Raw genomic sequence first — 21,074 nt, forward strand, 5'->3', positions numbered from 1 at the left:
GGGGGGAGGTTATCTGGGCAAGGACGGTTCCCAGTTCTGTGCGCTCGTGGGCTGTGTGAACGACGGGAGCGCGCACGTGGTGGTCCTCGGGGGGGTAAGCGCGCGAGCGGGAAACGGGGGGTGGGCTAGGCCGGTTGGCCTCTGGAGCATTGGGGCCGGTAGGTCCTTGATGTGGTGGGGGATCGGTAGGGCCGCTAGGCCTTTGGAAAACTGCCCGAGCCGAAGGCGAGGACCATTTTCAGGGGGGCTTGGCGTGGTAGCGGGCGTCGGCTTGGCCGGTCATCGTCCCGCCGCGTCGGCGCCCGATCGCGGGAGCCGACGTGGCGAGAAGGGTTGTTGTCAGTGGGTGGTTGGTGGAGAGGGGTGGGTTAGGTGGAGAAGGTTAGCCAGTTCAGGTTGGCGAAGTCGGCGGGTTGGCCGCTGGTGAAGGTGATGTAGACGGTGTGGGTGCCGGTGACGCCGGCGATGTTGGCGGGTACGGTTCGCCAGCTTTGCCAGCCGCCCGTGTCGCCGAGGGCGAAGTCGCCGATGGGGGTGGCGGTCAGGCTGTCGAGGCGTACCTGGATCAGGCCGCTGACACCGCCTCCGGCGCCGGAGGCGACGCGCGCCTTGAACTGTGTGGCCGCCGAGCCGCCGAAGTTGACGCCGTCGAAGCGGAGCCAGTCGCCGTTGGCGATGTGCGAGACGTTCTGGCCGCCGCCGCTGTCGGTCGTGGTCTCGAGCTGGGTGCCGGACTGGGCCTGGTACGCCTCGGCCTGGATGGTCGACCGGGCGTCCACTCCGCCTCCCGGCGGGTTCGACGTGGTCGGGGTCGGGGTCGGGGTCGGCGTGCCGGAGCCGCTCTGCCAGACCGCGACGTAGTCGACGACCATGGGCCGTCCCGAGACGGTGGCCGCGGTGGGCGTCGAGCCGCCGAGCGCGTTGGGGAAGGCGCCGCCCATGGCGACGTTGAGCAGGATGAAGTATCCGGCGTGGCCGGTCATGTTGGTCCAGGTGGTGGCGTCCACCTGGTTCTGGGCGACGCTGTGGAACTGCTGCCCGTCCACGTACCAGCGGAGCTGGTTGGGGCTGGCGGCGCGGTCCCATTCGAACCGGTAGGTGTGCATGGCCGCCTGGCAGGTCGAGCCGGGGCAGGGGCGGTTGGCGCCGAGGCCGGTGGTCTCGTTGCACGGGCCGCCGGGGTTCACGCCGCAGTGCAGGACGCCCCACACGGCGTTGATCCCGTTGACGTTCTCCATGATGTCGAACTCGCCGGTCGAGGGCCAGTTCCAGTAGTTGCCCCGGTACGGCGCGCCGAGCGCCCAGAACGCCGGCCAGTAGCCGAGGGCGGAGTCACCCGTGACGTTGGGCATCTGGATGCGGCCCTCGATCCGCAGGATGCGTCCCGCGGCCGGCTTGAAGTCGGATCGCTGCGTCTCGACGCGCCCGGAGGTCCACTCGCCCGAGGCGCTCTTGATCGGGGTGATGCGCAGGTTGCCGGCGCCGTCCAAGCTGAGGTTGGACGGGCTGGCGGTGTAGTTCTGGATCTCACCGGTCCCCCAGTTGCCGGGGCCGCCCGGGTAGGCGTGGCCGGTGTCGGTGATCCAGTTCGCCGACGAGGGCGGCGATCCCGCCGCGCCGTTGAAGTCGTCGCTCCACACCAGGCTCCAGCCGCTGGGTGTGGCGGGTACGGCCGCGCCGGCCGCGCCACCGGTGACGGTCATCGCGATCACAGGGATCAGCGCCGCGCCGAGAACGGTCAGCAGGAGACGGAGCCGGGGGCGGACCCGGGAGCGGACCCGGGGGCGGCCTCTCGCGGGCGGGTTGGTGGACGTGCCCATGATGATCCTCATCTCTGGAGGGGACAGATCACACGTTCTAGGGCTGAGGGCTAAGGGATTTCGTGATCGGCGCTCAGAGGCGATGGCGGCGGAAGTTGGGAGGGACCCGGCTCGTACCGAGGTACGAGCCGGGTCATGCCGCGGGGGGGGGTCAGGGGATCAGGTGTAGGGGCGGGGGATGAGGGGGCGGGTGCCGGGGCCCAGGGCGGGGGGGGCGGAGCCGATGGCGGACCAGACCTCCAGCCGGACCCGGCCGCCGGCCAGGTTGCCGAGGGTTCCGGAGGAGGAGGCCAGGCCCGCCGCCTGGGTGGAGTGCTCCCAGCCGGTGACCGGGTCGGTGGCGAAGTACCGGTAGGTCTCCACGCGGTCGTAGGTGCCGTCGCCCGTCAGGTCGTACGAGACGCGGGCCTGGACGCCGTTGCCGACCGAGGCGCCGGCGTCGAGGAACAGGTCGAACGCGGTGGCACCGCCGGTGTAGGCCATGGTCAGGCCGCTCGCGGTGTAGACGATCGGGTTGAACGGGGTGCCGTCGTGGGTTCCGCCGCCGGCCGAGGTGACGGTGTCGGCTCCGGCCGTTCCTGCGGTGCCGGACAGGCCGCCGCCGGCCTGCAGGTACAGGGTCGGGGACCCGACGGGCGGGGTGGGCGTCGGGGTGGGGGTCGGGGTGGGGGTCGGCGTCGGGTCGGGCGGGTTAGTGGTGCCGCCGGCGCTGGTGGCGGTCGACCTGGCCGGCACCGCCAGCGTCCTGCCGTCCGAGAAGGTGACGGTTCGGGCGGAGGTCCCGTAGTTGTGCGCCACGTAGGTCCGGGTGCCGTTCAGGGTGAAGACGGCGGCCGTCGGGGTGCTGGCGGTCACGGAGGCGTCGACGGTGCCGAGCCTGGCCAGGTTGTAGATCCAGTGGTATTCGTGCGCCTTGGAGTCGCCGGACTCGGGGTCGTAGGCGTTCCATCCGGCGTCCCAGTTGGCCTTGGCGGCGGCCGGGTCGGCCAGGGCGCGGTACTGCCAGATGAGGTCGCGCCATTCCACCGCCGGCCCGCCGTTGTTGGCCTCCATCTCGGCGAGCCCGGCCCTGATCTTGGCCGGGTAGAGGCCCTGGTACAGGGAGCCGCCGGTGATGGGCATGTAGTTGATCCCGTGAATCTCCTCGGGGTTGCCGGTCCACCAGGTCGCGTAGGCGGCGCCGTCCCCCCAGACCATTCCGGCGGTGTCGTGGGTGAACCCGCTGGGGAAGACCGCGTTGTCCACGTCGTACCAGTACTGCCCGATGGTGGCGGCCTGGGTGGTGTACAGGTAGATGCCGAGGTCGCGCAGGGCGGTGTCGCCGGTGGCGGCGCCGAGGAGCAGCGCGCCCGCCGCGAAGTTCATCCCCTCGGAGGACGACTCCTCGTTGTTCCCGGCGGCGAAGCCCTGGTGGCCGGACGCCCAGCCGTTGCCCGCGTACGGGTCGAAGTTGCGCAGGAACGGGAAGCGGGTGTCGGTGCGGTCCCAGTTGTTGGCGTCGCGGGCCAGGAGCTTGGCCATGCCGCCCCACTGGCCGTCGGCGGCCCACGCCGTGTCGTAGCGGGCGACGGTGGCGGCGGCCATCAGGTAGTAGCCGTAGTGGAAGTGGTGGTCGTTGACCTCGGAGTCGCTGCCGTACGAGGCGGGGTAGCCGGTCAGGATGCCCCAAGTGGCGTCGTACCGGAACTGCTCGCCACCGGCGGTGAACCAGCTCTGCAACTCGGTCTTGAGCAGGCCGAGCAGCTTGTCACGGGACGTGGTGTCGCCGAGTTGCTCGGCGATGGGGACGAGCTGCGCGAGCCGGCCGAGGGCCTTGCCGGTCCAGTACGTGTCGCCGGCGCCCTTCCAGGGGTCGGCGGCGTTGGCCTCCTGCCGGACGAAGTCGCCGAGCCGGGTGCGGTCGTAGGCGCCGAGGTCGGGCAGGGCGGGCAGGACGCCGTGGAAGGTCTGCCGCGTGCTGAACGCGCCGCCTTCGCGCAGCTTCATCGTGCCGCGCGGCGAGGCGTAGGTGTAGGTGGTCAGCGCGTCGGTGGTGGTGAGCCACTGGTGCCGGTACAGGGCGAGCAGGGTCCCTGTCTGGGTGCCTTCCTTGGCGGTGGTCGTCGCGGTGTAGGTGGTGGTCAGCCGCGCGGCGGCCTCGTCGTACGACCAGCTCACCTTGGTGCCGGTGACGAACGAGTACGCGTACTTGGCGAACAGGTCCAGTGCGCCACGGGCGGGCAGGGCGGCGACGGAGTAGTAGTTCTTGCCGCCGAGCGCGACGGTCGCCGTCGTGCCGGAGATGGCCCAGTCGGTGCCGGTCGGCGCGAAGAGGGCGTAGTCGTGCCCGTTGACGGTGGCGCCGAGGACGTTGCCCCGGTCGGCCCAGATGGTGGGCGTGGCGACGAAGCCGACCTGGCCGTTGCCGCCGGAGGGGGTGGCGTAGACGAACGGCAGGCCGTGGCCGATGGTGGCGCGCAGCGTGCGCGTGCCGTCGGACCAGTACGGGGTGACGGTCCAGTCCGACCAGCCGTCGACCTGGGTGGAGGGCGCGTTGAGCCCGGTCACGCCGAGGGTGAGGTCGCGGGCGTGGCCGTAGTCGTACTGGCTGGCCGAGATGGCGGGGTTGGTCGGGTAGCTGACCTCCAGCCCGCCGGCGACGGCGTGGAAGGCCAGGGGGTGGGCGTACATGTTCTCGGAGTACGGGTTGCCCGCGTAGCGCTGGAAGGCCAGCGAGGACCACCAGTCGTTGGTCGGCACCTTGGCGGTGACGGCCGAGGTGACCTTGGGGGTGACGGCGGCTCCGGCGGTGTTGGTCGGGCCGACGGCTCCGGCCGGCAGGTCGGTCGTGTAGCCGCCGGCTCCCACGCTGACGGTTGCGGCGCCGGCGGGGGTGGCGGGGACGGTCACGAGGAGGCCGGCGAGCAGGGCGGCGACGGCCACCGCGGCGGACCGTCGCCTCGAAGGGATGTTCTGGCGGAGATCGAAGATCATGCGGCGAGCTTTCGTCGTGGGGGGACCGACCCGCCTCGGGGAGGCGGTGGCGGCGGCGACAACTCCGTGGCGCGGGCCCGACGGCCGTTCGTGGCCCGCACAGCTCTGGGAACGTGGTGTTCGCGTCGGCGTAACGTGCGCGTAACGCTCTCGGCGCCGCTGACGCTAGATGGGCTGACAATCGCTGTCAACAGCGAGGGAAAGTTTCTCGAAGATCATGAGAGCGCTCTCCAATTGATCGCGGGCCCGCGCCGGGGGCGCCCGCGCGACCCTTGCTCTCCCCACCAGCGAGAAAGCCGGACGATCATCAGCAGAGCACCTCTCACTGCGATCGCCGAGGTGACAGTGAACAGTCCTTGCCATGAGGGCCCGTATTGACGCACGAGACCGCCGACCGCATCCTGATCCGAGAGCGCTCTCTCCGCGACGGGGAAAGACCCCGGCGAGCGCTCCGCGCGCATGCCGCCGCACGGGCCGGATCCCGCTCCCCCGGCCGCCCCGTCCCGGCCGCCTTCCCCTGTCGCGCGGCCCGTCCGCGCGCCCGCGCCGATGAAGATCTTCGGGCGTACCTCGTATGGTCGCTACTTGACGACTTCGAGTGGCACGATAGGTACCGCCGGAGGCTCGACCCGAGACCAAGCGGCGGCTCCCCAAGGACAGCGGGCTGTGGTGCCGGAACGCCATTCCGGAACAACGGCCTCACCCGATGACCTCCTCACCCGCGGAAGACAAGGCTCTGAGATGAAACGACCCACCCTGGAGGCGGTCGCCGCGCGCGCGGGCGTCTCCCGGGCCACCGTCTCGCGGGTCGTCAACGGCCAGGCGACGGTCACCCCGGAGATCAGGGACACGGTGCTGCGTGCCGTGAACGAGCTGGGGTACGTCCCCAACTCGGCCGCCCGCAGCCTGGTCACCCAGCGCACCGACTCGATCGCGCTGGTCATCTCCGAGCCGGCGACGCGGGTCTTCTCCGACGACCGGCTGTTCTCCATCGTGGTCCGCACGGTCAGCGGCGAGCTGGAGGCCGCCGACAAGCAGATCGTGCTCATGCTGGCCAGCAACCCGCGCGGTCACGCCAGGGTGGAGCGTTACATCTCGGGCAGGCACGTCGACGGGGTGCTGCTGCTGTCCATGCACGGCGCCGACCCGCTGCCGGCCGCGCTCAACCGGATGGGCGTGCCGGTCGTGTCGTACGGGCGGCCCGCCGTCGCGGTGGAGCTGCCCTACGTCGACAACGACAACGTCGGCGGGGCGGCGGCGGCCGTACGGCACCTGCTGGCCACCGGGCGGCGGCGCATCGCGACCATCGCCGGACCGCAGGACATGATCGGCGGGCAGGACCGGCTGACCGGCTACCGCGAAGCGCTTCGAGACTCCGACCGCCGGTCCATCGTCGCGGTCGGCGACTTCACCCGCGCGTCCGGCGCGGCGGCGATGCGGCAGCTCCTTGAGGACGACCCCTCGCTGGACGCGGTGTTCGCGGCGAACGACCCGATGGCGATCGGCGCGCTCCAGGCCCTGCGGCAGGCCGGGCGCCGGGTGCCCGACGACGTGGCGGTGGTGGGCTTCGACGACATCGAGGCCGCGCGGTACACCGACCCGCCGCTCACCACCGTGCGCCACCCGATCAACGAGCAGGCGACCGCGATGGTGCGGCTGCTGCTCACCCCGCTCAAGGACAGGGTGAGCGATCACATCATCCTGCCGAGCGAGCTGGTCGTCCGCGAGTCCGCCTGAACCCGCGCAGCGCCCAGTCCGCCTGAGGCGCCGGGAGATCCGGTCGCACGTGGAACCTCCGCGCGGCGGGTCAGAGTTTGCGGCCGACGGCCCCGGGGATGCGGTTCAGGACGCTGTACGGCACCAGCCCGTAGGCGTGGAAGTCGACGGCGTCGCCGCCGGCGGCCTTGACCGCGCGCACCTTGGCGGCCAGCCGGTCCTCGGAGTCGGTGTCCGGCCGGCCGGGACGCAGGACCACCCGCAGCTCCCGGTCGTTGCCGACCGACCGCCGGTAGGCGCCCACGTCGTCGGCCACCCGCGCGGCGTCCCTGGCGTAGGCGAGGACGCCGAACGACGGCACCAGGTCCCCGAGCGCGACCAGGTCCACGCCGAGCTGCCAGGCGTCGTGCGCCGCGAGGCCGGCCGGGGGCAGCCCGTCGGCGTACCCCTTGCGGTGGCCGGTGCCGTCCAGGAACGTCAGCCGGGAGCCCTCCATGGACACCGCCGACGCCACCTCGCTGACCAGCGACGTCACGGTCTCGGAGCGGGCCCTGGCGTACGCCACCACCTCGGGGCCCGCGTAGGCCGTCAGGGCCGCGCGGGTCACCTCGCCCTGCGCGGGCGGGTCGCCGTCCAGGACCCCGCCGACGATGCGGGCGCACTCCTCCCGCGCGACCTCCGCCTTGACCCCGAGGTCGGTGGCGCGCCGCATGCACCACTGGCAGAAGCACAGGCCGAACAGGAACTCGTCCATCGGACCGAGCGGGACGAAGCACCGTTCGCTCAGATATCCCTGGGCGAACGCCCCGAAGTGCAGCGACTCGGCGACCACGCTGTGCACGCCCTGGCGGGCCACCGACCTGGCCAGCGCCACGGCGTACAGGCGCACGTCGGGGTGGGCCGGGCACAGGGCGGCGGGGAAGCCGCGCCCGCCGAAGCAGTCCTGCACGGTCACGTCCTGGTTGGCCAGGCCGAGGGTGGTGTTGTGCAGGAACACCGTCCACCCGTGCACGGCCATCCGCCGGTCGGCGGCGGCCTCGCGCAGGATGGCGAGGGGTTCGTCGCGGGCGCCGGCCTGCATGGGCGGCACCAGGCGCAGGCCGTCGAACAGGTCGGGGGGCGGCGGGAAGTGCACCCCGTCGGAGCGGATCGTCACCCGCGAGGCGCCGTGCGGGGTCACGTCGCGGGCCGCGTGGTAGGCCGCGGCGACCGTGATCTCCCGCATCCCGTACCCGGCGATCCGGTCGAGGACCTGGGCGACGCCCTCGTCTCGCACGTCCTCGACATAGACGTAAACCGAACCGTCCAACGCAGCCGTGCCTTTCACCGAGCCCGCCGCCAATGACCTATGTCCCAGGCGACCCTATATCTTCGCAGCGGAGGGCAGACGGGTCCGCGGGCGGCCTGGCGCGGAGCAGTTCGCGGGCGTTGTGGCGGGCGAGGTTCCACCCGGTCCACGGCTCGGGTTCGCCCAGCTCGCCGACGATGGGCATCCGCCGCAGCAGGCAGCTTCGCAGTGGTTCCGGCAGCGCGTCCACGGCGGGCACCGCCTCGGCCCCGAGGTCGATGAGGTAATCCACGTCGAGGCCCGTGACGCCGCGGTCGTGCAACTGGTTCTCGGCCACCCGCAGGTCGGGGTTCCAGGCGGCGAAGGCCACCAGCGACAGCCCGGTCACCAGCACCAGCAGGCGCGGCAGCCAGGCCGCCCCCCGGCCCGCCAGCCGCAGGCCGCCCGCCGCCAGCACCAGCGCGAAGACGGCGCCGAGCCACCAGATGGCCGCCCCGACCGTGGCCCGCATCCTCGACAGGCCGTACGCGTCGGTGTACAGGCCCAGCCGGTGCAGGGCCGAGGCGAGGATCACCACGGTGAACGCGCACAGCAGGCCGAGCAGCCCGGCGAGCAGCAGGCGCTGCCGCCCCTTCGGGGCGATCACGCCGGAGGCAACGGCGACGACGCCCAGGACGAAGACGCTGACCGTGACGAGTTCGAAGAACCCTGACCTGGCGTACTCCGCGTAGGTGAGCCCGGCGGTCTCCACGACCTTGCGGTTGCCGCCGAACAGTGTGGTGATCTGCACGCCCACGAACAGGGCGAACAGCAGGTTCAGCGCGACCAGCGGGGTGATCCACAGGGTGCCGTTCACCCGGCCGCGCAGATCGGGCAGGACCGGCTCGACGGGCGGGCGCAGGGCAACGAGCGTCGCCGCCGCCACCAGCCCGGCGAACACCGCGAAGACGAACAACCGGCTCGGCAGGGTCGAGAACCAGTCAGGTGCGGTGAAAAGGCGGTCGACGATCGAAGAGAAGACGGCGTCGGCCGAGGCGAAGAGCACCCCGAAGACGACGATCAGGATCGCCGCCAGTGCCGCCCCACCGAGCATGGGCCCGATGGGGCGGCCCCGGCCGGCCCGTTTCACCGACGCCGACAGGAACCACGGGAGCGGGAAGACGGCGAGGCAGACCGACAGCCCGCCCCTGATCACCCCGAGCCAGCCGCGTCCGGCTCCCGACAGCGCCAGGGCCGCGATCCCGAACCCCGCGAGCAGCAGGGGGGCGGCCAGCCACATCGAGTCCCGGACCACGACGACGGCCACCAGCGCGTACGCCACCAGGCCGAAGGCCACCGGCCAGGGGGTGAGCCGGTGGCGCGCGGCGGGGAGCACGGCGGCACCTGCGGCCACGGCCACGAGCAGGATCGCCAGCCCCGGCGGTCCGAACGGCAGGACGATCGCCGCCAGCAGGCCGACCGCCGACGCCAGCGGCAGCAGGCCGCGCGGCGTCTCGGGCAGGTCGGGCCTCGGGAACAGCGCGGGCGGGACGTAGTCCCCCGGCGGGCCGCCCGCCCCGGACCTGGCCGGCGGCACGCGGTCCGCCACCGCTGGAGGGGACGACGGCACGGGGTCCGCCGCCGGACGGGACGGCCCCTGAGCCTGGCCCGCCACCGGACGGGACGACACCAGCACCCGGTCCCCGGCCGATGAGGACGACGCCGGCACACGGTCCCCGGCCGGAGGGGACGACACCAGCACACGGTCCCCGGCCGGAGGGGACGACACCAGCACCCGGTCCCCCGCCGGACGGGACGGCGACGGCACACCGTCACCCGCCGGACGAGACGGCGACGGCGACGGCGCACCGTCCGCCGCCGTACCCGGCGACGACGGCACGTCCGCCATCAGCCGGGAAGGCGCCGCATGGCCGGGCGGCGGCGTGACGGCCTCCGGCGAGGCGGGGACTGGCCGTTCCTCGGGCGGGGGCTCGTGGGCCACCCGAGGCGGATCGGTGGCCTCGGCCGGCTCGGGCTCGCCGAGCGGATCTTCCGGTGCGCCGTCCATGGCGGTCATCCTTCCTGGCAGGTCGACGACCATTCGGCAGCCGGCCGGGGAGTCGGCGACCCTGATCGAGCCGCCGTGCAGTTCGACGATCTCCTTGACGATGGCCAGGCCCAGCCCCGCGCCGCCCGCCCGCGCGGCGTCCAGGCGGGAGAACCGCTCGAACACCCGGGGACGTTCGGGCGCCGGGATGCCGGGTCCCTCGTCGGTCACGCTGAGCCGTACGCCCGCCCCCTCGGGCCGTGCCTCCAGCCGGACGGTCCCGCCGGGCGGGCTGTGCCGCACGCCGTTGTCCAGCAGGTTGGCCAGCACCTGACCGAGCAGGGCGGGGTCGGCGTCGACCCCGAGCCGGGGCGACACCGCGCTCGACAGCCGCACGTCGTCGCGCGCGAGGCCCGCCTCCCGTACGGCCTGGCGGCACAGCGGCTCCAGGTCCACCGGTTCCGGCTCGATGGGCCGGGCGCCGGAGTCCAGCCGTGACAGGTCCAGAAGCTGGGCCACCAGGCGGCCGAGGCGTTCGGCCTGGTCGAGTGCCGTGCTCAGGGTCGCGGTGTCGGGCTCGGAGACGCCGTCGACCAGGTTCTCCAGCAGCGCGCGCAGCCCGGTGATGGGCGTACGCAGCTCGTGGCTCACGTTGGCCACCAGCTCGCGGCGCTGCCGGTCCACCTCGCCGAGGTCGGCCGCCATGGCGTTGAAGGCCCGCGCCAGCTCGCCCACCTCGTCGCGGGAGCTGGCGCTGACCCGCATGCCGTAGCGGCCCTTGGCGATGGTCTGCGCGGCGGCGGCCATCTCGCGCAGCGGCCTGGTCATGCCCCGGCCGAGGAGCTGGACCGCCCCGAGGCTGAGCAGCGCCGCGAGGCCCATGCGCACGAACGGGACGACGCCGAGCCAGCGCCCGTACTCGTTGAGGGCGAAGGCGGTGGCGACGGCCAGCAGGATGACCAGGCCGAACTTGACCTTGATCCGGCCGAGGAAGTCGAGCGGCCTCACGACGCCGCCCGCGCACGGCCCGGCCGCCTCACGGCTTGACCAGGGCGTAGCCGACGCCGTGCACCGTGCGGACGATCCCCGAGCCGAGCTTGCGGCGCAGCGCGCGGACGTGGCTGTCGACGGTGCGGGTGGCGGCGGCCTCGGAGAAGCCCCAGATGTCGGAGAGCAGCCGTTCGCGCTCGAAGACGTGGCCGGGGCGTTCCGCGAGGCGTCTGAGCAGGTCGAACTCGGTGCGGGTCAGCCGGGCCTCGGCCCCGCCCACGAAGACCCTGCGTTCGGCGGTGTTGATCTCGACGGTGCCGACGCGGATCACCGTGTCCTCGTGGGCGAGCTGGACCGCCCGCTCGACCCTGCGGAGCAGGGCGTGGATCCTGGCGACCAGCTCGCGCATGCTGAACGGCTTGGTGAGGTAGTCGTCCGCGCCGACGCCGAGCCCGACGAGCAGGTCGGTCTCCTCGCCGAGCGCGGTCAGCATCAGCACCGGGACGGGCCGGGCGGCCTGCATGCGCCGGCACACCTCGACGCCGTCCAGGCCGGGCAGCAGCCGGTCGAGGATCACCAGGTCGGGCTCGGCCTTGGCGTAGGCCACGAGGGCCTGCTCGCCGTCGCCGGCCACGCGGACCTCGAAGCCCTCGGAGAGCAGCCGGCTCCGCAGAGCCGACGCGATGGTGCTGTCGTCCTCGACGACGAGGATGCGCCGCTGGTCTGTCACGCACGTAAGGTTAGGGCGGTCTCGTGCAGACTCTTCCGGGCAAGATGTGCAGATCCCATGCAGTCTTGATTAGCTTCGTCCGTGACACGATCCCTGGACGTTCCCGCGTATCTCAACCGCCTCGGGCTGGGTGGTCTCGCCGGTCCGCCGAGCGTGGAGTCGCTGGTGCGGCTGCACACCGCGCACGTCGAGCGCGTGCCGTACGAGTTCTTCCACATCTGGCTGGGCCGGCACACGACGGTGGACCCGGTGGAGTCGGCCGGGCGGGTCTTCCTCGGCCGGGGCGGCTACTGCTTCCACCTCAACGGCGCCTTCGCGCTGCTGCTGGAGGAGCTGGGCTACCAGGTGACCCGCCACAACGGGGTGCCGAGGTCGCTGGCCGGGCACACCGGCCACCATGTCGCGCTGACCGTGTCCGGGCTGCCGTCGCACCGCTGCCCGGACGGCGTCTGGTTCGTCGACGTCGGGCTCGGCGACGGGATCCACGAGCCGCTCCCCCTGGTCGAGGGCATCTACCGGCAGGGGCCGTTCCAGTACCGGCTGCGGCGTTCTGACCTCGAGCCGGGCGGCTGGCGCTTCGACCACGACCCGCGCGGCAGCTTCCACCGGATGGACTTCCGCCCCGAGGCGGCCGTGATGTCGCAGTTCAAGGACATGCACACGTACCTGTCGACGTCGCGGGACACGGCGTTCTGGCACGTGCTGACCGTGCAGCGGCGCGACGCCGCCGGGGTGGACTGCGTCCGCGGCCTGGTGCTGAGCCGCATCGGCTCGGCGGAGGGGTCGTCGGTGCTTTCCGGCCGGCGCGACTACTTCGAGGCGCTGGCCGACATCTTCGGCCTGACCCTGGACGACGTCACCCCCGGGGAGAAGGACGCCCTGTGGGGGCGGCTGAGCGAGTCGCACGAGAAGTGGCTCGCGTCGGCCGCCCCCCGGACGGACCTCACCGGCCCCGCGTCGCCGGTGTCGGCCTGAGGCCGGGCACGGGGCCCACGGCCGGTCGGGGGGTGATCGGCGCGCGGAGCCTCAGCAGAAAACGGGCGGAGCCTCAGCAGGCGATGGGCGCGGAGCCGAAGGCCACGTCGTCGAACCACAGCGTGTCCGCGTCGCCCCCGTAGCTCTCCCAGCCGAGCCGCAGGGTCGCCGGGCGCGGCGGGGTGGTGCGGCTGAGCCACTGGGAGTCGACGTCGCGGGTGGGCGTCGTGTCGAGGTGCAGGCCGGCGACCTCCTGGTCGTCCACGTAGGTGCTCATCGCCTGCTTGGTGGTGTCGATCTGGTACCGCAGGCAGACCCAGCGGCCGGTGGCCAGCGGCGTGCTCAGCGCGACGCCGGTCGGGCTCTGCTCGGGCAGGGTGGCGTCGTCGAACTCGCGGTTCCACTGCAGGGCGCCGTTCTGGCCGCCGACGCGCAGGTCCTTGTTGCCGTTCGCCGCGTCGGCCATCGTGATCATGGTGACGTGCGAGGCGGGGAGCGTGGTGGTGTGCCGTACCCACATGCGCGCGTAGACCACCGGGCCGGTCGAGGAGACGGTCTTGGTGGTGGCCGCGAAGACGTGGTTGCAGTACCCGCCTCCGCCGTTCACCCGGAGCGAACGGGAGCCGCTGTGGACGGTGGCGGTGTCGATCGTGGCGGTGCCGGTGCCCTGGCAGCTCGGGGTGACGACCTGCCAGTCACCGCTCGGCGTGCCGCCCGCCTGGTCCTCGAACCCCGAGCAGACCACGGCCCCCGAGCAGCCCGCCGGCACCGAGGGCGTCGGCGTGGGCGTCGGGGTCACCGTGGGGGTGGGGGTGGGGGTCACGGGCGGGGTGGACGGGCCGGAGCCGTTGCAGGAGACGCCGTTGAGGGAGAAGTCCGCGGGGACCGGGTTGGCCGACGTCCAGGTGCCCTGGAAGCCGAAGGAGGTGGAGCCACCGGTCGGCAGGGAGCCGTTGTAGGGCAGGTTGACCGCGCTCACCGAGGTGCCGGACTGGGTGACCGCGGCGTTCCAGGCGGAGGTGACCCGCTGGCCGGCGGCGAAGGTCCACCGGAGGTCCCAGGCGGACACCGCGGGGCCGAGCTCGGTCACGGTGACCGAGGCGGTGAACCCGCCGCCCCACTGGTTCACGGTGTAGTCCACCCGGCAGGCGGGGTCGGCGGCCGAGGCGGCGCGCGCGGGGATCAGGACGGCGGCGACGGCGAGCAGGGTGGCCACGACGGCGAGGAGCTCCCGCATCGTGTACTGCCGGAACCAGGCCGGCCCCGCCGGCGACGGCCAGGGCGGCGGGAACGGGCGGCCGTCGGGGGGAGCACTCATGGGATCGCTCGCTTTCTGCGGAGGCTCTCGAAGGATGGGAGCGCTCCCACGCGTCGGGCCGGGACCACTCGCCGCACTCGACCGCCGATCGTTCCCCCCGCGCGCCCGGGTGTCAACGACACCGGCGTCCCGCGCCCGCCGACCTCGCGGATCGCGGGAACGAGCTGAATATTTCAGCTCGCGGGGCTCAGAACCGCTCGCGCAGCTCCCGCTTGAGGATCTTGCCGAGCGCGTTGCGCGGCAGGCCCTCGACGATCTCCAGCCGCTCGGGCAGCTTGTAGGAGGCGATGCCCTTCTCGCGCAGGAAGGCCACGATCGAGGCGAGGTCGACGTCCCCCCGGGGCGCCACGACGGCGCACACCTTCTCCCCCAGCACCTCGTCGGGGTACCCGATGACCGCCACCTCCACGACGGACGGGTGCGCGGCCAGCAGCGACTCCAGCTCGGCGGGCGCGATGTTCATGCCGCCCCGGATGACCAGGTCCTTGGCACGGTCGACGTACCGCAGGTAACGCCCGCCGGGACCGTCGATCTCGAACACGTCGCCGGTCATGAGGTAGCCGTCCTCGTCGAACGGGTCGGCGGCGGCCGTGCCGGCGAGGTAGCCGGCGAAGACGGTCGGCCCGGACAGGCGCAGCTCCCCCGGCCGTCCCGGCTCGGTGACCTCCTCGCCGGTCGTGGGGTCCACGAGCTTCACGCGCGTGGCGGCCAGCGTCGCCGGGCCGCCGGGGACGCCCGGCCTCGGGAAGAAGCGCGCCCGCTCCTCGGGGTCGGGGATGTTCACCGGGTCGGACAGCAGCGCGATGCCCTCGTTGGAGCCGAAGAAGTTGATGATGGAGATGCCGTAGCGGTCCTGCCAGCCCTTGACCATCCACGGCGGCAGGGGCGCCGACCCCGAGCCGACGCGGGTCAGCGAGGAGATGTCGTAGCGGTCGAGCATCTCCGGCTTCTGCAGCAGCATCGTGAGCAGCGCCGGCGGGGCCAGGGTGTAGGTGACGCGTTCCTCGGTGATCTGGTCGAGGTAGACGAGCAGGTCGAACGGGTGGTGCTGCACCATCTGGAAGCCGGTGCGCAACCAGGGCAGGAAGACCCCGCCGATGCCGGCCATGTTCACCATGGGGAACGGGTTCAGCACCACGTCGTCGCCGGTCAGCGCGGGTGCGGCGGTGGTGTTGGACTCGACGGCGAACCAGTCGTAGTGGCACCGCGGCACGCCCTTCGGCGTCGCCTCGGTGCCGGAGGTCCAGCAGATGGTCACGCAGTCGTTCGGGTCGGTCTCCAGGCCCTTGAGGTGCGCGGCGAGCAGGCCGGGGTCGGCGGTCGCCGTCGCGAGGTCCCCCGCCGGGTCGCCCCAGGCGAGCACGAGCGGGGGCGCGGGCAGCTCCAGCCTGCGGACGATCTCGGCGTTGTCGCGGTCGCCGACGCGCTCGGCGGTCACCAGTACCTTGGCGCCCGACAGGGGGATCACCTGCGCCAGCTCGTACTCGCGGTACTGCACCGGCAGCGGCGTGACCACGGCGCCGATCCTGGCCACCGCGAGGAAGGCGATGGCCAGCTCGACGCTGTTGGGAAGCTGGACCGCGACCACCTCGCCCTGGGCGACGCCGGCCTCCAGCAGGACCGCGGCCACCCTGTCGACCTCAGCGCCCAGCTCGGCCCAGGTCAGCCGCCTGGCGGGGCCGTCCATCAGGCTGGGCTTGTTGAGCGGGTCGACGATCGCGACCGCCGAGGGCCGCGCGCCGACCTGGTCCTGGAACAGCCGGTCCACCGTGTCGCCGGTCCACCATCCACCTGAGGTGAAGTGGTCGACGTGCTGTTTCGCGTGCAGCCTCATCGCGACTCCCATCGTGGTGGAGCGACACTATGAAGACAGAAGCTAGCTGGTCAATGGCGATCGGGCACATCATGTCCGCGAACCCGCCACGGACCGCCCGGGGGTCACCGCGCCCGGCTACCGGCCACCGTGCGCGGACATGTCGAAGTGGACCTCCCGGCGCTCCAGCGCCCCGTCGCACACCTGGCAGAGCAGGACGGGCCGCAGCCCCGCGCCGCAGGGCTTGTGGGTGATGGTGAGGCCGGACCCCTCGGGGCCCGGCAGCTCCCGCTGGGCCCAGTCGGTGAGGAAGGCGAAGACCTCGAAGAAGGCCAGGCCCTTGTCGGTGAGCCGGTAGAGCCGGTAGGAGTCGGTGTGCAGCACGCCCAGCTCGACGAACCGCTTCAGCCGGTCGGTGAGCACCGACGGCGCGATGCCGAGCTCGCCCTGGAAGTCGACGAAGCGCCGGACGCCGAGGAACGCCGCCGCCAGGACCGTGGTGCTCCAGCGGTCGCCGAGGATCTCCATGGAGTGCGGGCAGTAGCCGAGGAAGTCGGTGCGGTGGTCGCCGCGCACGGTGCGCCGGTGGTGGCGCGGCATTCCGATGCGGGAGAAGGTGGCGAGCGGCCCGCGATCGGTGTGGGTGTCGCGGGCGCTCATCGGCTCCTGGCAGACCTCGCACGCCAGGTACGGCCGCGTGGGCCGCCCGCAGGTGTCGTGCGTCAGCGTCAGCAGGCCGGGCCGGTCGGCCCAGTCGCGCTCCCAGCTGTGGATCGCGACGAGGAAGGCCCACAGGCGCAATCCCATCTCGGTCAGCCGGTACTCGAAGCGGGTGCGGCCGTCGCGGTAGGCGGCCGGGACCAGGATGCCGTGCCTGACCAGTTCCTTCAGCCGCGCCGCGAGCACGGACTCGGAGATGCCGAGCTGGTCGCGCCAGGCCGCGAAGGTGCGGACGCGCAGCAGGAACGCTCTTTGGAGTATCAGCAGGACCCAGCGGTCCCCGAGGATGCCCAGCGCGCGCCCTATGGCGCTCAGATCGGTGTCGTCCCCCGCGGCGGCAGGGGCTCGCGCCCCGGCCTTGACCGCACCGGCCATGACCGGCAACTCCTTGGTGCTCACCGCGTCAACTCTAAACAGGGCGCGCGGTGGCCGGGCCCGCCGGCCGCTCGTTGACTCGCTGACTTTTATTATCGTAGTTTCCAGGCATGAGTGAGAAGCCGATGGCGGTCGCCACGGTCCTGGACGAGCAGGACGAGGCCAACCCGTACCTGCTCGGCGTCTACGCCCCGGTCCACGAGCAGATCACCGCCGAGAACCTCAAGGTCATCGGCGAGATCCCCCGCGACCTGAACGGCGTCTACCTGCGCAACGGCCCGAACGCCCGCCACCCGGTCCGGGGCCGCTACCACTGGTTCGACGGCGACGGCATGGTCCACGCCATGCACTTCGAGAACGGCCGCGCGCGCTACCGCAACCGGTACGTCCGCACCCGGGCCTTCGAGGCCGAGTCGTCGGCCGGGGAGTCGCTGTGGACCGGCGTCATGGAGAACCCGAAGGGCAACCCGCCCGGCACCGCCAGGGGGCTGCGCCTCAAGGACTCCGCCAACACCGACGTGATCTTCCACCAGGGCCGGGTGCTGGCCACGTGGTACCTGTGCGGCTCGCCGTACTCCCTGGACCCGCTGTCGCTGGAGACGCTCGGCGCCGAGACCTTCCTCGACACGCTGACCGGCGACTTCATGGCGCACCCGAAGGTGGACGAGCGCACCGGCGAGCTGTTCTGGTTCGACTACGGCCCCCGCGCGCCGTACCTGCGCTACGGGGTGGTCGGCGCGGGCGGCACGGTCGAGCACTGCGTGGAGCTGGAGCTTCCCGGGGCGCGACTGCCGCACGACATGGCGATCACCGACGAGCACGCCGTGCTGATGGACCTGCCGTTGTACCAGGACCTCGACGCGGCGCGGCAGGGCAGGTACAAGCTGACCTTCGACCGCGGGCTGCCCGCGCGCTTCGGCGTGATCCCGCGCCGGGGCCAGGCCCACCAGATCCGCTGGTTCGAGGCCAAGCCCTGCTACATCTACCACGTGGTCAACGCCTGGGAGTCCGGGGACGAGATCACGATGGACGTCTGCCGGGTCGGGCGCCCGGCGCCCGCCGGCGACGGCGGCCCGCTGGCGCGCATGCTGTCGTACCTGAGGCTCGACGCCCGGATGTACCGGTACCGGTTCGACCTGCGCACCGGCCGGACCTCGGAGGGCTTCGTGGACGAGGACCACAACACCGAGTTCCCCTCGATCGACGCACGGCGGACCGGCCGGGCCACGAGGTACTCCTACAACGTGTCCGTGAAGGACGCCGAGACCAACCTGTTCGACGGCCTGGTCCGCTACGACAACGTGACCGGGGCCAAGCAGGAGCACCGCTTCGGCGAGCACCGCTACGGCAGCGAGGCCCCCTTCGCCCCCCGCGACGGGTCGGCGGGCGAGGACGACGGCTACCTCGTCACGTTCGTCACCGACGAGCGCGAGGGCACCTCGGAGGTGCAGATCCTCTCCGCGTCCGACCTGGCCGCCGGGCCGGTCGCGCGCGTCCTGATCCCCCAGCGGGTGCCGCTCGGGTTCCACGCGACGTGGGTGAGATCCGACCAGCTCCGATGAACGTTCGCCATCGGGAAAATCCTTGTTTGCCCGCTAAAACGTCTCCCACGGACAGTGGTGGGAAACATCCACTATGAGGTTGACTGAGCGTCCCCCTCGGACGATTCCGGGAACACGCCGCGAAAGGCACCACGGCTTCCCCGGGCTAGGGCAGGAGCGTTACACATGAGGCTCAGCGTCTCCCTCGGGCTGTGGCAGGACCGCCCGGCGGGCGAGGCGGTGCGTACCGCGCAGATCGCGGACGAGCACGGCTACCCCGAGGTGTGGGTCGGCGAGATGGCGACCTACGACGCCTTCGCACTCGCCACGGCGATCGGCGCGCGCACCCGCAGGATCGCGCTGACCGTCGGGCCGCTGGCGGTGACCGTCCGGGATCCCATGATGATCGCGATGGGCGCCGCCTCGGTCGCCGAGCTCACCGGCAGGCAGGTGAACGTCGCGCTCGGCACCTCCAGCCCGGTGGTCGTGGAGGAGTGGCACGGCCGCTCCAGGTCCCGCGCGGGCACGGCGCTGCGCGAGGCCGTCCAGGCGCTCCGGCCGCTGCTCGACGGGGAGAAGTCCGCCTTCTCCGGCACCATGCTCACCAGCAACGGGTACCGGCTGCGGCTGCCCGCCCCCCGGTCGGAGCTCACGGTAGCCGCGTTCGGCCCCTCGGCCGTGCGCGCCGCGGCGCTCGCCGACCGCATGGTGCTCAACCTGCTCACCCCCGCCTCGGCCGCGCGGCTGATCACCGACCTGCGCCTGATCTCCCCGGCCACCAAGGTCGCCGCGTGGGTGACCGCCGCCGTGGACCCCGACCCGGCCGCGATCGAGCAGATCCGGCGCGGCGTGGTGCCGTACCTGGCGGCGCCGGGATACGGCGAGATGTTCGCGGAGGCCGGGTTCGCCGACGTGGTGCGGTACGCGCTGACCCGCCCGCACCCCCGCGAGCTGCTCGCCAGGATCCCCGACGCGCTGCTGGAGTCCGTCGCGCTCATCGGCGACTCGGTCGAGATCATGGACCGCCTGGACGCCTACGCCGAGGCGGGGGTGGACGAGGTGGCGCTGGTGCCCGCGAGCACCGACGCCGACCCCTGCGGCGAGGGGACGCTGAAGGCCCTCGCGGAGCGGCCGGCCCCGGCGGGCGGCGAGGACCCGCCGTCCTGACGGAGGGGGGCGCCGCGGGCGTTTTCCGGCGGAACTCGGCCGGGCCGTTCACGCGTTGAAGGAAGGACGCAGAATGGGCGGTGGGGACCATCCCCCGCTCGGCGAAAAGAGAGGCCCGGCCATGTCGCCAGTCGCAAAGTACTACCTGGGCGCGGGGATCGTCTCGATCCTCGCGCTTCTCATAGTGCCGTCCCCGATCTCCTGGATCGTCGTCCTCGCCGTGCTGGCCGGACCGGTGGCGGCGTACTTCATGCTGGACGAGTCGCAGCGCGCCCGGCTCCGGCGCATCCGGCGGCGGCAGATCGGCGGCTGACCGCCCGGCCGGCTTCCGGCCGGCTTCCGGCCGGCCTCCCGGACGTCCTCCGGGGCGACCGCGTCACGGCCGGACGTTCCTCCGGCCCCGCGGTCGCCGGCCCGGCGCGGGTCAGGCGGGGGCGGCGGCGGCCTGTTCGGCGACGCGCTGGGTGACCTTGCGCTCGATCACGAACGACAGGAACGGGATGGTGCCGGCCAGCAGCACGCCCAGCATGTAGGGCCAGGACCAGCGGGCCTTCAGCCCGAGGTTGAGCGCGGTGAGCAGGTAGACGGCGTAGACGAAGCCGTGCACGGGGCCGACCACGGCGACGGGGGTGGCGTTGCCGAAGGCGTACTTCAGCACCATGGCGGCCACGAGGGCCAGGAGCATGCAGCCGACGACATAGGCCATCACCCGGAAGGGCTTGAGTGCGGATTCCACGACGATCATTACCTCGCTTGGAGAGCGGTCACCACACGATATCCCGGTGCGGAGGCGGTCAGCCCTGGGGGGACGGGCTGAGGTCGGGGGCGGGCGCCGGGCCGGGCCTGGCGGCGCGGACCGCGTCCCTGACGAAGTGGAACCACATGAAGACGGCGAACGCCGCGAAGATCCACCACTGGGCGGCGTAGGCGAGGTTCCGCCAGGTGAAACCGCCCCCCTGGGTCGGCGGGGGCGCGTCCACCAGCCGGACGGCCGCCGTCGCGGGCACCGGCCGGGTCGCCACGACGAACCCGTCCTGGAGCCTGACCCCCTGCCACACGTTGATCAGCGCCGCCGTCGAGACGGTCGCCACCTGGCCGCCGGGCAGCGGGGCGGTGCGCCGCCTGGCGAAGTCGGTGGGCTCGGACGGCTGCAGACGGCCCGATACGCTCACCGGGCCCTCGGGCACCGCAACCGCCGGGTCACCGGGAGAGGCGACCCAGCCGCGCACGACCGGCACCAGCTCGCCGCCCGCCAGCCGCAGCGGGGTCAGCAGCCAGTAGCCGGCCCGGCTGGAACCACCGCCCGCCTCGACGGTGGGCGCGCGCTCGGCGACCAGGAGCTGCCGCGCGGCGTCGAAGGTGCCTTCGGTGGTGACCTGACGTCCCGCGGCCTCCACCGGCACCCGCCGCCCGGCGACGACGAGCGAGGACAGCGGCACCGGGGCCGGGTCGAGCGCGGCGTGCGGGCGGCCGGACTCCTCGAAGACGCCGAGTTGCCACCGCCCGAGAAACGTGAACGAGACCAGCACGCCGATCGTCACCAGGTGGAGACCCACCAGGCGTGGCGAGAACAGCGTCCGGAACATGCCCTAACGCTATCCGCCCGGGACCGCGGTCCCGCC

General features: G+C 72.6%; 15 protein-coding genes. 5 read left to right on the forward strand and 10 right to left on the reverse strand.

Annotated features, from left to right (window positions below; all coding sequences use genetic code 11):
* Positions 1 to 368: 368 nt before the first annotated feature.
* Together NYZ98_RS28555 and NYZ98_RS28560 are read right to left on the reverse strand one after the other, a co-directional pair.
* Positions 369 to 1,832 carry a glycoside hydrolase family 16 protein gene (locus NYZ98_RS28555; protein ID WP_262846655.1) on the reverse strand — a complete coding sequence of 488 codons (1,464 nt, stop codon included), beginning with the start codon at positions 1,830 to 1,832 and terminating at the stop codon, positions 369 to 371.
* Between the two features lie 147 nt (positions 1,833 to 1,979).
* Positions 1,980 to 4,793: a glycosyl hydrolase gene (locus tag NYZ98_RS28560; protein ID WP_262846656.1), complete on the reverse strand. Its 2,814-nt coding sequence runs from the start codon at positions 4,791 to 4,793 to the stop codon at positions 1,980 to 1,982.
* Between the two features lie 741 nt (positions 4,794 to 5,534).
* On the opposite strand from NYZ98_RS28560, the gene NYZ98_RS28565 reads away from it, so the two are divergent.
* Positions 5,535 to 6,530, forward strand: a complete 996-nt coding sequence (locus NYZ98_RS28565) for a LacI family DNA-binding transcriptional regulator (RefSeq protein ID WP_262846657.1) — start codon at positions 5,535 to 5,537, stop codon at positions 6,528 to 6,530.
* Positions 6,531 to 6,600: 70 nt separating this feature from the next.
* Here the strand turns inward: NYZ98_RS28565 and NYZ98_RS28570 are convergent, their stop codons facing one another.
* The 3 genes from NYZ98_RS28570 to NYZ98_RS28580 are packed head-to-tail and all read right to left on the reverse strand — an operon-like array spanning position 6,601 to position 11,543.
* Complete coding sequence (locus NYZ98_RS28570; protein WP_262846658.1) at positions 6,601 to 7,818, reverse strand: hypothetical protein; 1,218 nt, start codon at positions 7,816 to 7,818, stop codon at positions 6,601 to 6,603.
* A gap of 37 nt (positions 7,819 to 7,855) precedes the next feature.
* Positions 7,856 to 10,831 carry a DUF4153 domain-containing protein gene (locus NYZ98_RS28575; protein WP_262846659.1) on the reverse strand — a complete coding sequence of 992 codons (2,976 nt, stop codon included), beginning with the start codon at positions 10,829 to 10,831 and terminating at the stop codon, positions 7,856 to 7,858.
* A 28-nt stretch (positions 10,832 to 10,859) separates the two neighbouring features.
* On the reverse strand, positions 10,860 to 11,543 hold the full coding sequence (locus NYZ98_RS28580; RefSeq protein ID WP_262846660.1) for a response regulator transcription factor: 684 nt from the start codon (positions 11,541 to 11,543) through the stop codon (positions 10,860 to 10,862).
* A gap of 81 nt (positions 11,544 to 11,624) precedes the next feature.
* Here NYZ98_RS28580 and NYZ98_RS28585 point away from each other — a divergent pair, with 81 nt between their 5' ends.
* Entirely contained in the window at positions 11,625 to 12,518 is an 894-nt protein-coding gene (locus NYZ98_RS28585; protein WP_262846661.1) for an arylamine N-acetyltransferase family protein, read from the forward strand.
* A 73-nt stretch (positions 12,519 to 12,591) separates the two neighbouring features.
* Here the strand turns inward: NYZ98_RS28585 and NYZ98_RS28590 are convergent, their stop codons facing one another.
* From NYZ98_RS28590 to NYZ98_RS28600, 3 genes are all read right to left on the reverse strand, one after another.
* Entirely contained in the window at positions 12,592 to 13,836 is a 1,245-nt protein-coding gene (locus tag NYZ98_RS28590) for a cellulose-binding domain-containing protein (RefSeq protein WP_262846662.1), read from the reverse strand.
* 187 nt (positions 13,837 to 14,023) lie between these two features.
* On the reverse strand, positions 14,024 to 15,670 hold the full coding sequence (locus NYZ98_RS28595; protein WP_262846663.1) for a class I adenylate-forming enzyme family protein: 1,647 nt from the start codon (positions 15,668 to 15,670) through the stop codon (positions 14,024 to 14,026).
* Between the two features lie 117 nt (positions 15,671 to 15,787).
* Positions 15,788 to 16,768, reverse strand: a complete 981-nt coding sequence (locus NYZ98_RS28600; RefSeq protein ID WP_262846664.1) for a winged helix-turn-helix transcriptional regulator — start codon at positions 16,766 to 16,768, stop codon at positions 15,788 to 15,790.
* 86 nt (positions 16,769 to 16,854) lie between these two features.
* Here NYZ98_RS28600 and NYZ98_RS28605 point away from each other — a divergent pair, with 86 nt between their 5' ends.
* From NYZ98_RS28605 to NYZ98_RS28615, 3 genes are all read left to right on the forward strand, one after another.
* Positions 16,855 to 18,306 carry a carotenoid oxygenase family protein gene (locus NYZ98_RS28605; protein WP_262846665.1) on the forward strand — a complete coding sequence of 484 codons (1,452 nt, stop codon included), beginning with the start codon at positions 16,855 to 16,857 and terminating at the stop codon, positions 18,304 to 18,306.
* A gap of 165 nt (positions 18,307 to 18,471) precedes the next feature.
* Positions 18,472 to 19,452, forward strand: coding sequence for an LLM class F420-dependent oxidoreductase (locus NYZ98_RS28610; RefSeq protein WP_262846666.1), 981 nt, complete (start codon positions 18,472 to 18,474; stop codon positions 19,450 to 19,452).
* A gap of 121 nt (positions 19,453 to 19,573) precedes the next feature.
* On the forward strand, positions 19,574 to 19,765 hold the full coding sequence (locus NYZ98_RS28615; RefSeq protein WP_262846667.1) for a hypothetical protein: 192 nt from the start codon (positions 19,574 to 19,576) through the stop codon (positions 19,763 to 19,765).
* Between the two features lie 111 nt (positions 19,766 to 19,876).
* Here NYZ98_RS28615 and NYZ98_RS28620 read toward each other — a convergent pair whose 3' ends face one another.
* Positions 19,877 to 20,197: a DUF3817 domain-containing protein gene (locus tag NYZ98_RS28620; RefSeq protein WP_262846668.1), complete on the reverse strand. Its 321-nt coding sequence runs from the start codon at positions 20,195 to 20,197 to the stop codon at positions 19,877 to 19,879.
* 49 nt (positions 20,198 to 20,246) lie between these two features.
* Positions 20,247 to 21,038 (reverse strand): SURF1 family protein, encoded by a 792-nt coding sequence (locus tag NYZ98_RS28625; RefSeq protein WP_262846669.1) that lies wholly within the window; start codon positions 21,036 to 21,038, stop codon positions 20,247 to 20,249.
* Between the last annotated feature and the right edge of the window lie 36 nt (positions 21,039 to 21,074).

The organism is Sphaerisporangium corydalis (assembly GCF_025506355.1).
Lineage (GTDB): Bacteria > Actinomycetota > Actinomycetes > Streptosporangiales > Streptosporangiaceae > Sphaerisporangium > Sphaerisporangium corydalis.